This window comes from Parendozoicomonas haliclonae (genome assembly GCF_900174585.1).
In the GTDB taxonomy this organism is placed as follows: Bacteria; Pseudomonadota; Gammaproteobacteria; order Pseudomonadales; family Endozoicomonadaceae; genus Sansalvadorimonas; species Sansalvadorimonas haliclonae.
On record NZ_FWPT01000001.1, the window covers coordinates 610,364 to 622,156 of the forward strand.

Sequence of the window (11,793 nt, forward strand, 5' to 3'; positions counted from 1 at the left end):
CCCCATAACGCCAAATAATGATTATCAAAATGGCTGTTGAGAGATCGCCTATGAGTTCAGGTTTGTATCACCCCGGTGAGTTCAGGGACAATTGCGGCTTCGGTCTGATTGCCCACACGGAAGGCAGAAAAACTCATGGACTGCTCGGCAAGGCTATTGAAGCCCTGACCTGTATGACCCATCGCGGAGGTATAGCCGCCGATGGCCGTACCGGTGATGGCTGCGGTCTGTTGATCCAGTTACCGGATACCTTTTTCCGGTCTGTCGCTTTAGAAACCTTTAATACCCAACTTCCCGCCCTGTATGCCATTGGCATGGTCTTCCTGAGTCAGGATGATCGCATAGCCAGTGAGGCTCGCACTGTTGTTGAACAGGAGCTGGCTGATCAGGGGCTGAAAGTCGTGGGCTGGCGCGAAGTGCCTACCGACAGTGAATGCCTCGGCCCGATCGCCCTGGATCAGCTGCCGCGTATTGAACAGGTCTTTATTGTTCCCGAACAGGAGAAGGATCGACACCAGCTGGAAGCTGGCCTGTTTATGGTGCACCGGAAAGCCAGCCAGCTGTTGGCCGCAGATCAGGACTTTTATATCTGTTCTCTTTCCAGTCGGGTGATCACCTACAAAGGCCTGATGATGCCGGCAGATATTGCCAGCTTCTATCCGGACCTGAGTGACAGTCGTTTTGAAACCGCCATCTGCGTGTTTCACCAGCGTTTTTCTACCAACACCATGCCGCGCTGGCCACTGGCTCAGCCGTTTCGCATGCTGGCTCATAATGGTGAGATCAACACCATTACCGGCAACCGTAATTGGGCTGAGGCGAGAGCCAATAAATTCCAATCTGAGCTGTTGCCTCAGCTGAGCGATATTCGTCCGCTGGTTAATCACACCGGCTCGGACTCCTCCTCTCTCGACAACATGCTCGAGATTCTGGTCACCGGTGGCGTCGATCTTTACCGTGCCATCCGGATGCTGGTGCCACCGGCCTGGCAGAATGTTGATACTCTTGACCCGAATCTGCGGGCGTTCTACGAATATAACTCCATGCATATGGAACCCTGGGATGGTCCGGCCGGTCTGGTTATCTCCGATGGTCGTTATGCCGTTTGTGCCTTGGATCGAAATGGTCTGCGTCCATCCCGCTGGGTGAAAACCAAAGACGGTCTGCTGACCGTTGCTTCGGAAATCGGTGTCTGGAACTACCAGCCGGAAGATGTACTGGCCAAAGGGCGCGTTGGTCCCGGTCAGGTTGTAGCGATCGATACGGAAACCGGTGAGTTCCTGCAGGCTAACGATATCGATCTCAAGCTTAAGAGCCGTCAGCCTTACAAGCACTGGATGAAAGAACATGCCTGCCGTTTGCAGTCACGTTTTATCGAGCAGGAACACAAGGTTGATGCGCTGGACCCGGAAACCCTACTGCGTGAGCAAAAGCGTTTCCAGATCACCTTTGAAGAGCGTGATCAGATCCTCCGCCCACTGGTAGAAAATGGGCAGGAAGCTGTAGGCTCCATGGGGGATGATACCCCGATGGCGGTTCTGTCCCAGCGGGTGCGCCCGGTTTATGACTATTTCCGCCAGCTCTTTGCGCAGGTGACCAATCCACCGATTGATCCTCTGCGGGAAGCGGTGGTGATGTCTCTGGAAACCTGTATGGGCCGTGAGCTCAACATGTTCAAAGAGACACCGGAACATGCCAAGCGGGTGATTCTGAAGTCGCCAATCCTGTCCCGCACAAAGTTCCTGAATCTGATCAATGGCGAACATAAGCATGATGATCTGGCTGTTGAGCGTCTGAACCTGGGTTATTACGAGTCTCTTGGTCTGCAGGCTGCGATTGAGGCTCTGTGTGATAAAGCGGAACAGGCTGTTCGTAATGGCAAGGTTCTGCTGCATATCTCTGATAATGAGCAGGAGCCGGACAAGCTGATTATTCATGCGGCTATGGCAACCGGTGCGATTCATCACCGCTTGATCAGCAAAGGTCTGCGGGCTGACTCCAACCTGATTGTTGAAACGGCGACTGCCCGTGATCCTCATCATTATGCAGTTTTGATCGGCTTTGGTGCGACAGCTGTTTATCCATGGCTCACTTATGAAGTGATCCGGGAGATGATCAAGACCGGAGCGGTGATTGCCGACACTCTGGCGGCCTATAAGTCTTATCGCCGTGGTATTGGCAAAGGTCTTCTGAAGATCATGTCCAAGATGGGCATCTCAACCATCGCGTCTTATCGTGGTGCCCAGCTGTTTGAAGCTGTGGGGGTCAGTGATGAGGTGGTTGATCTCTGCTTCAAGGGTGTGAAAAGTCGTATTCAGGGAGCTCGCTTTGCGGACTTTCAAGAAGATCAGATTATTCTGTGCAAAGAATCCGGCAAGAAGCGCAAGCCGATTGAGCCTGGCGGCTATGTGAAGTTTGTTCATAACAGCGAGTATCACGCTTTCAACCCGGATGTGGTGCAGACGCTGCAACAGGCTGTTAAAAATGGTGATTACGGTGCCTGGCGCGATTATGCCGCGCTAGTGAATGAGCGCCCTGTGGCAGTGATTCGTGACCTGTTTGAGCTGGCCAGTGACCGTGATCCTATTCCTCTGGAAGAGGTTGAGCCAGTCTCTGCGATTGTTCGTCGGTTCGACTCTGCCGCTATGAGTCTTGGTGCTTTGTCACCGGAAGCTCATGAAGCACTGGCTCAGGCAATGAACCGTCTCGGTGGTCGCTCCAACTCCGGTGAAGGTGGTGAAGATCCAGCCCGCTTTGGTACTGATAAGGTGTCCAAGATCAAGCAGATCGCTTCTGGACGTTTTGGTGTTACACCTCACTATCTGGTTAATGCAGAGGTTTTGCAGATCAAGGTGGCCCAAGGCGCCAAGCCTGGTGAGGGTGGTCAGCTTCCTGGTGGTAAGGTCAACAGCCTGATTGCCCGTCTGCGTTATTCCGTACCGGGTGTGACGCTGATATCGCCTCCACCACACCATGATATTTATTCCATTGAGGATCTGGCTCAGCTGATCTTCGATCTGAAGCAGGTCAACCCTGAGGCGCTGGTCTCCGTGAAGCTGGTCTCCGAACCAGGCGTCGGCACCATCGCAGCCGGTGTTGCTAAAGCTTATGCGGATTTGATTACCGTCTCCGGCTATGACGGTGGTACAGCGGCAAGCCCGCTGACGTCTATTCGCTATGCCGGTTCTCCATGGGAGCTGGGTCTGGCAGAAACTCAGCAGGCTCTGCGCGCTAATGACCTTCGTGGCAAGGTGCGACTGCAGACTGACGGTGGCTTGAAAACTGGTCTGGATGTGGTGAAAGCCGCATTGCTGGGAGCGGAGACCTTTGGCTTCGGCACCACGCCGATGGTGGCGATGGGCTGTAAGTATCTGCGTATCTGCCACCTCAATAACTGTGCGACCGGTGTGGCGACCCAGGATCAAAACCTGCGGGATGAACACTTTGTCGGTACGGTTGAGATGGTGACTAACTTCTTTACCTTCCTGGCAGAAGAAGTGCGCGAATGGCTGGCGCGTCTGGGCTACAGAAGTCTGGGGGAACTGGTAGGTCACACGGAATTGTTGAAAGCGAAAGAAGGGCTTACGGCTCGTCAGGCCAATCTGGATCTTTCTCCGGTGCTCGATAGCAGTCATATTCCTGCGGAGAAGCCGCTGACCTGTCAGGTTGATCGCAACCCCCCATTTGATCAGGGCACCATGGCTGAACGGATGGTTGCTGATATGCTGCCATCAATTGAAAGCATGTCGGGTGGAACGTTTGAGTACGAGATTGGCAACTGTGATCGTTCTATCGGTGCGCGGTTGTCCGGTGAAATTGCCCGTCGTCATGGCAATCAGGGTATGTCTGATGCCCCTGTGACCGTCAAGCTGAAAGGCAGTGCGGGCCAGAGCTTTGGTGTCTGGAATGCCGGTGGCCTACATATGTACCTGGAAGGGGATGCCAACGATTATGTTGGTAAAGGTATGACCGGTGGCCGGTTGGTTATCAGCCCACCGCAGGGTAGCGTCTTCGACAGCGAAGAGACGTCTATTATCGGCAATACCTGTTTGTATGGCGCGACTGGAGGCAAGCTGTTTGCCGCAGGCCGAGCTGGTGAACGTTTGGCCGTGCGTAACTCCGGTGCCCATGTGGTTGTGGAAGGCGCAGGCGATCACTGCTGCGAATATATGACCGGAGGTCAGGTAACAGTGTTGGGCGCGGTTGGCGGTAACTTTGGTGCCGGTATGACCGGTGGCTTTGCTTACGTGCTCGACCGGGATCGCAACTTTGTTGATTGCTACAACCACGAGTTGGTGGATATTCATCGGATTGATTCCGATCTGATGGAAGACCATCGTACCCACCTGTACAGCACCATCGAAGAGTATGTGCAGGAGACCGGAAGCGCCTGGGGGGCGCAGATTCTGGAGGACTTTGAGGACTACACCAGCCTGTTCTGGCTGGTGAAACCCAAGGCGGCCAATCTCGACAACCTGCTGGCCAGTACCAGAGGGCGTCCTGAGTAACCCTGAGGGGAAAGGTTATCCCGGCAGTCTGTAGCGTGAGCAGGCTGCCGACATCTCCCGCGGAGATGCAAGGTCACAGAATTGATGAGGTGTGTATGGCTGAACGACTGAATAATGATTTCCAGTTCGTGGATGTGGGGCGGAAAGACCCTGCCAAGAAAACAATTACATCCCGCCGCAAAGAGTTTGTAGAAATCTACAAGCCGTTTAATGAAAAGGATGTGAAGTCCCAGGCGCATCGCTGTCTGGAGTGCGGCAATCCTTACTGTGAATGGAAGTGCCCGGTTCACAACTATATTCCCAACTGGCTGAAGCTGGTCAGCGAAGGTCGTCTGTTTGAGGCGGCTGAACTCTCTCACCAGACCAACTCCCTGCCGGAAGTCTGCGGTCGTGTATGCCCGCAGGACCGACTGTGTGAGGGCGCCTGTACCCTGAATGATGGTTTTGGTGCCGTTACCATTGGTTCTACGGAAAAATATATTACCGATACGGCGTTCTCTCTGGGCTGGCGTCCGGATATGTCCAAGGTGGTCTGGACCAATAAGAAGGTGGCCGTTATCGGTGCCGGTCCGGCTGGGCTTGCCTGTGCTGATGTTCTGGTGCGCAATGGTGTGAAGCCTGTTGTCTTTGACCGCAACCCAGAAATTGGTGGTCTGCTGACGTTCGGTATTCCCGAATTCAAACTGGAAAAGAATGTTATGGCCCAGCGTCGTGAAATCTTTACCGATATGGGTATCGAGTTCCGGCTGGAAACGGAAGTGGGTCGGGATATTACCATTGAACAGCTGATGTCGGATTACGACGCGGTGTTTATGGGGATGGGTACCTACACCTATATGAAGGGCGGTTTCGCCGGTGAAGATCTCCCCGGTGTTTATGATGCTCTGCCATTCTTGATTTCCAATGTGAATCGCAATCTTGGTTTTGAAAAGAGTCCTGAAGATTTTATTGGTATGAAGGGCAAAGCCGTTGTCGTGCTTGGTGGTGGTGATACGGCGATGGACTGTAACCGCACATCTATTCGTCAGGGTGCGAAAAAGGTCACCTGTGCCTATCGTCGGGATGAAGCCAATATGCCTGGCTCTGTTCGGGAAGTGGCTAATGCCAAGGAAGAGGGCGTACAGTTCCTGTTTAACCGCCAGCCGGTGGAAATTGTCGGTGATGGCAAGGTTGAAGGCGTTAAGGTGATTACCACGCAGCTGGGTGAGCCGGATGAAAACGGTCGCCGCCGTCCGGAACCGGTTGAGGGCAGTGAGGAGATTCTGCCAGCCGATGTAGTGTTGATCGCCTTTGGTTTCCGCCCTAGCCCGGCAGACTGGTTTGGTGATCAGGATATTGCTATGGATGATGGCGGTCGGGTGATTGCCCCTGAGCACGCCGAATTCCCGTTCCAGACCTCCAATCCAAAGATCTTTGCTGGCGGTGATATGGTCCGTGGTTCTGATCTGGTGGTAACGGCTATCTGGGAAGGTCGCCAGGCCGCGGAAGGGATTCTGGATTATCTGGATGTTTAAACGTGCCTCGAGCGCATAAATCTGGCGCATAAAAAAGGAGAGCTCAGGCTCTCCTTTTTTATTGAATCTGTGCTGGCGATTAAACTGTCGCGATCACTTCAATTTCAACCTTGGCGTCTTTTGGCAGGCGAGCGACTTCTACACAGCTGCGAGCCGGGAAAGGCAGGCTGAAGTACTGCTTATAAACTTCGTTGATGTCGGTGAAGTCGTTCATATCCTTCACGAAAACCAGAGTCTTGCGAACCTTGCTCATGCTGGAGCCGGCCGCTTCCAAAATGGCTTTTACGTTCTCCAGACACTGACGCGCCTGCGCCTTGGTGTCTTCAGGCATATCACCGGTTTCCGGGTGAATAGGCAGCTGGCCGGACGTGATGATCATGCCGTTGAATTGCATAGCCTGGGAGTAAGGGCCGATAGCTGCAGGGGCATCGGTCGTTTCGATAACTTTTTCCATGATATTGCTCAACTTGTAACTTGTGTGGCTGAACAGCGGGTACGGCAAAGGCTGGTAGTCTTTGGCGGCTGGTCAGCTCTCCCGAATCTGGTCAGTCATATGTGGCCGGGTTTTCATCCAGCAGGTACTGGTTATTCGGGAGAAAATAAAAAGGGCGTATTTCGCGATCCTGTAAGAGCATAAGCCCATGGCTGAGTGAATCTTCACTCTTTTGCAGGGGCTCTTCAGGAGTTTGGCATGCTACTCGCACGCAGGCTTACTGCTTTGATTTTCGTCAATGAAATAAATGGCTACTTTTTCAAATTCAGTTTAATTTGACCTGCGTCTGTTTCGGCTAAAACAGCGTTTGAGTCTGGCATCTTTTTGTATAAGTGCAATCCGTATTCGGGTACAGTTCACCACGAATAATAGAGAGAGTTTTACTGTGAGCGAACTCAGGAATGATACGTTTCTCAAGGCACTTTTGAGGGAGCCTGTTGACTATACCCCAGTTTGGATGATGCGCCAGGCAGGACGCTATCTTCCGGAATATCGTGCAACCCGCAGTCAGGCCGGTGACTTCCTCAGCTTATGTAAAAATGCCGATCTGGCTTGTGAAGTGACCATTCAGCCGCTGGAACGTTTTCCACTGGATGCCGCGATTCTCTTCTCCGATATCCTGACAATACCCGATGCTATGGGATTGGAGCTTTATTTTGAAACCGGCGAAGGCCCAAAATTTAAAAAGATCATTCGCTCTGAGCAGGATGTCGATGCTCTGATTCAGCCCAAAATGGATGATGAGCTGGACTACGTGATGAATGCTGTGCGGGTGATTCGCCGTGAATTGAACGGTCGTGTCCCGCTGATCGGCTTCTCCGGCAGTCCGTGGACGCTGGCGACCTATATGGTTGAAGGCGGTAGTACCAAAGACTTCCGTCATATCAAGGGTATGATGTACAGCCAGCCGGAAGTTCTGCATAAACTGCTGGATCGTCTGGCAGACAGCGTTATTGATTATTTGAATGCGCAGATTCTGGCCGGTGCTCAGGCTGTTCAGATCTTTGATACCTGGGGCGGCGTTTTGGGGCACCGGGAATACCGAGAGTTCTCTCTGGCCTATATGCAGCGCATTGTTGCTGGCCTGATTCGGGAGAATGAAGGCCGCAAGGTGCCGGTGATTCTGTTCACTAAGAATGGTGGGCAGTGGCTGGAGGTGATGGCCGGAACGGGTGCCGATGCATTGGGGCTGGATTGGACAACCCACGTCGGTGAGGCGCGTGAGCGTGTAGGTCATCAGGTTGCCCTGCAGGGTAATATGGATCCTTCTGTACTCTACGGCTCACCTGCTCGAATCCGGGAAGAAGTGATGCGTATTCTTGATGATTTTGGTTCCCACAATGGCCATGTCTTTAACCTTGGCCACGGCATTCACCAGTTTGTGAACCCAGAGAATGCCGGCGTGTTTGTTGAGGCTGTCCACGAGTTCTCCGCTCGCAAGTAATCCCTTCCCCTTGAAGGCAGCATTATCAGACAGAGCCCAAAGGCTCTGTCTGACTTTCCTTCTCTTTATTGGCCTCCAGCAAGGCATCCTGAAGAGTTTCCCTGATTCTTTTTCCGCTCGCGGGCTTGGTCAAAATCCGGGTGATAAAGCCTTTGGCATAAGCCTCTTCGCTTTTTGGCAGGTTCAGCCCGGTCAGCATAATGGTAATCAGATTGGTAAACAGTGAGTCCTGACGTAAACGTTCAGCCAGCTGCAGACCATTGATGCCTGGCATCTGGTGATCCAGGAAAATGGCATCATAGGGGCGACCGAGCATCGCTTCGGTGCGTAACAATGCCATGGCTTCCGTGGCATCCCTGGCAGGATCAACATGTAGGCCATGCTTTTGCAGTTGTTGGACCAGAACAGTACGACAGGTGTCATTGTCATCCACCACAAGAACTCTCTTATCCGCCAGGGCTATGTGATCGAGTGCTGATGCATGGCTGTGGTGTTTTTCAGTCTTTTGTACCGGCAGGTCAAACCAGTACATGCTGCCGTCTGTGGTCTCTGTTGTGCCGATAGCACCTCCCAGAAACTGAATGATATCCCGGGTCATTGAGAGAATATTGAGAGGGCTGTCGCTATTGTCCTGTCGGTTTAAATCTTTACGGGCCGCTTCCGAACCGACTCCGCCATCGGTGCTGGTAATGGTAAAACGAACGACCAGAGGGCTTCTGATCTGCGCGGAAGCATTTGCAGGAGAAGTATGCAGATTGGCTGTAAGCAGGATACTACCCTGTTCCATATGATTAATGGCATGTAGCATGAGGGCGTTAAGAGTCCGGTTGATTCGGCTGGTGTCCCCCAGTAGGTCGGTTTCCGGATCTATCTTGCTGAGCAGTGCCAGCTCCAGTCCCAGTTGATAAGCCCGGTAATTAAAACGCTCAACACACTGGTGCAGTAATTCGTCTGAATCAATTCTGTCCTGAGTCGGGGTAATTTTATCATTCAGAATTTTGCTGGCATCAACGGTCTGGTTAATCAGTGTCAGCAGTTCATGTCCAGACAGCTGGAGAGTACGCAGATATTCCGCCTGACGATGGGAGGGATTTGTGTTCAGGAGCAGTTCTGTCATCCCCATGATCCCATTCATTGGTGTACGCAGCTCGTGACCCAGTGAGCTGAGCTGGAAAGTGGCCGGCGGGGCAGGCTCCGGTTCATCCGGTGATGAGAATGCCGAAGTGCTGATTGCCGCCTGTCGTGCCGGTATACGCATAAAGGTCAAAGAGGTAATTGCGAAGATCGACGCCAATAAATGAAGACCGCCTAAAAAGCCAGGATGTAAAGGCAGGATAAACAGTGAGGTCAGATCATTCGTGATTTGCAGTATAAACAGTGGCGTCATTACGGCAATCCAGCGTCCGGCAAAGCTGTCACCTTCATACAATCGAGTAATGCAGGACAGTGTCAGAATCAGCACATTGATAATGCACAGAATATGGAAAGGTAGATCAGAGAACACCCAGATATTAGCCATCTTGGCAAAAGCCAATGTGACGTTGAGTGCAATAAGAATCATCAGGCTGGTTCGTAACTGGGTATGCTGACCACGTACTGTCATGGTGTTCATAAACAGCGAAATAAACGCGGAGTAAGCCAGTAATACCAGACCATGGGAGAAGTCTAATCTTGGGGTGGTAAAGCTTTGCCAGATGGATGCGGGAATACCGGCCCAGCTTAACTCGATAAACAGATAAATAATGGGTAGAGCCGAAAGAATCAAAAAGTCCTGGGACCGATGCACTCTATAGAGATAAAGACTTAAAGCGATAAGAAAAAGACTGATGCCAGCCAGAATGCCAAAACCCAACATAGCCAACTGGGAGTTGCTGACCGCTGCACTGGGATTCTCCAGCATAAAGCTCATACGAGGAGCCTGATTAGTTTGAACCTTGATGTAGAGCTCACGCTGTTCCCCTGCAAGCAGAGAAAAATGAAGGGCGCGTTTTTGGTAGGTTAATGAACTCTGGATATGGCTGCCATGATGACCTTCGATATTATCATGGGGCGAGATAAAAATTTCTGGTGGCGGGCTGAGGTTATGCAGAATATGCAGCACCATATTGGTGTCGTGCATTTGTGTGTTACGGACACTGAACTTGAGCCATATGGTGCTGTTACGTGGCAGCTTCTGGCGGAGGATGTTCCAGGGGGCGAAAAGGTGTTGCTTCTGCGGGCTTTGTACCTCAGCAAGGGAAAGGTCACCTTCATGAAGAATATCAAAGTAAGTGACAGACTGACTGAAATCGTCGCTGTGAATAGAGAGAGAGGCCTGTGACGACAGGCTGGCGCTGATAAGCCAGAAGAATACGGCAATCAGGGAGATGAACTTATTATTCTGGTTCACGCACATCTACCTTTCGGGTGTCCTTACCGCGTTTATACAGCGCCAGTACCGACGCTGTATAAACGAGTTTATGGAAGGCAGTATAACGTGCGTGGTTTCAGGATTTAACCGTTTTGTGCCTAAGCCTTTTCACGGGCAATGGCGCGGTGGCCGATATCGGTTCGGAAGTAGCAGTTATCCCACTGAATAGCTTCCACGCCTTTGTAGGCTTTCTGCTGTGCCTCTGCAACGGTATTGCCGAGGGCTGTTACGCACAGAACCCGTCCACCACTGGTCACAACATCATCGCCATTCAGCGCTGTGCCGGCATGGAATACCAGTGCCTCACCGGCATTATCCAGACCGGAAATAGCATCACCCTTGTTATAGGAGGCCGGATAGCCACCTGCCGCCATAACAACACCCAGAGCTGCGCGGGAGTCCCACTCACAGTTCTTGCCGTTTAGCTGACCATCAGCGCCTGCCAGGCAAAGTTCAACAAGGTCGGACTTCATGCGCGCAAGAATCGGTTGGGTTTCCGGGTCACCAAAACGACAGTTGTATTCCAGTACCTTAGGCACGCCCTGCGGATCAATCATAATACCGGCATACAGGAAACCGGTGTAGCGATGGCCTTCTGCCGCCATGCCTTTGACTGTTGGCCAGATCACCTGTTCCATGATGCTGTCGTGCATTTCCGGAGTCACAACAGGAGCCGGGGAGTACGCGCCCATACCGCCGGTGTTGGGGCCGGTATCGCCATTATCCCGCGCTTTATGATCCTGGCTGGTAGCGAGCGGCAAAACATGCTCTCCATCGACCATCACAATAAAGCTGGCTTCTTCGCCTTGCAGGAATTCTTCTACAACAACGCGATGGCCCGCATCACCAAAGGCATTTCCGGCCAGCATGTCCTTGATAGCAGCAATCGCTTCATCTTCACTCTGGGCGAGGATGACGCCTTTGCCTGCAGCCAGACCGTCGGCCTTCACAACGATGGGTGCGCCTTTCTCTTTCACGTAGGCGACAGCGGGCTCAATCTCGGTAAAGTTGGCGTAGTCGGCGGTAGGAATCTTGTGGCGAGCCAGGAAGTCTTTGGTAAAGGCTTTAGAGCCTTCCAGTTGGGCGGCACCCTGGGTCGGGCCAAAGATCTTCAGGCCTTGTTCCTGAAAGCGATCAACAACACCCAGAACCAGCGGTGCTTCTGGGCCAACGATAGTCAGGCCAATCTGTTTGTCTTTCGCGAAATTATTCAGACCTTCGATATCAGTCGCTTCGATAGCAACATTGGTGATGCCTTCGCTGATAGCGGTTCCGGCATTACCGGGAGCGACAAACACTTCTGTCGTCAGTGGGGATTGCAGGGCTTTCCAGGCCAGGGCGTGCTCACGACCGCCACTACCAATAATTAGAATTTTCATAACGTCAGATCCTTTGATGCTGAGTTAAGAGAGTGTGAAGTCGGA

6 protein-coding genes are annotated in these 11,793 nt (G+C 52.4%); 3 read left to right on the forward strand and 3 right to left on the reverse strand.

Translation table 11 applies throughout. The features are described from left to right. Positions 1-50: 50 nt before the first annotated feature. Entirely contained in the window at positions 51-4,508 is a 4,458-nt protein-coding gene (gene gltB, locus EHSB41UT_RS02895; protein WP_087106908.1) for a glutamate synthase large subunit, read from the forward strand. 95 nt (positions 4,509-4,603) lie between these two features. Beyond that, positions 4,604-6,022, forward strand: coding sequence for an FAD-dependent oxidoreductase (locus tag EHSB41UT_RS02900; protein WP_087106909.1), 1,419 nt, complete (start codon positions 4,604-4,606; stop codon positions 6,020-6,022). A 79-nt stretch (positions 6,023-6,101) separates the two neighbouring features. Here EHSB41UT_RS02900 and EHSB41UT_RS02905 read toward each other — a convergent pair whose 3' ends face one another. Next, positions 6,102-6,476, reverse strand: a complete 375-nt coding sequence (locus EHSB41UT_RS02905) for a RidA family protein (RefSeq protein WP_087106686.1) — start codon at positions 6,474-6,476, stop codon at positions 6,102-6,104. 424 nt (positions 6,477-6,900) lie between these two features. Here EHSB41UT_RS02905 and hemE point away from each other — a divergent pair, with 424 nt between their 5' ends. Further along, positions 6,901-7,959 carry a uroporphyrinogen decarboxylase gene (gene hemE, locus EHSB41UT_RS02910; protein ID WP_087106688.1) on the forward strand — a complete coding sequence of 353 codons (1,059 nt, stop codon included), beginning with the start codon at positions 6,901-6,903 and terminating at the stop codon, positions 7,957-7,959. Positions 7,960-7,984: 25 nt separating this feature from the next. Here the strand turns inward: hemE and EHSB41UT_RS02915 are convergent, their stop codons facing one another. After that, positions 7,985-10,348: a response regulator gene (locus EHSB41UT_RS02915; RefSeq protein ID WP_165767127.1), complete on the reverse strand. Its 2,364-nt coding sequence runs from the start codon at positions 10,346-10,348 to the stop codon at positions 7,985-7,987. 119 nt (positions 10,349-10,467) lie between these two features. Continuing rightward, entirely contained in the window at positions 10,468-11,748 is a 1,281-nt protein-coding gene (purD, locus tag EHSB41UT_RS02920) for a phosphoribosylamine--glycine ligase (protein WP_087106692.1), read from the reverse strand. Between the last annotated feature and the right edge of the window lie 45 nt (positions 11,749-11,793).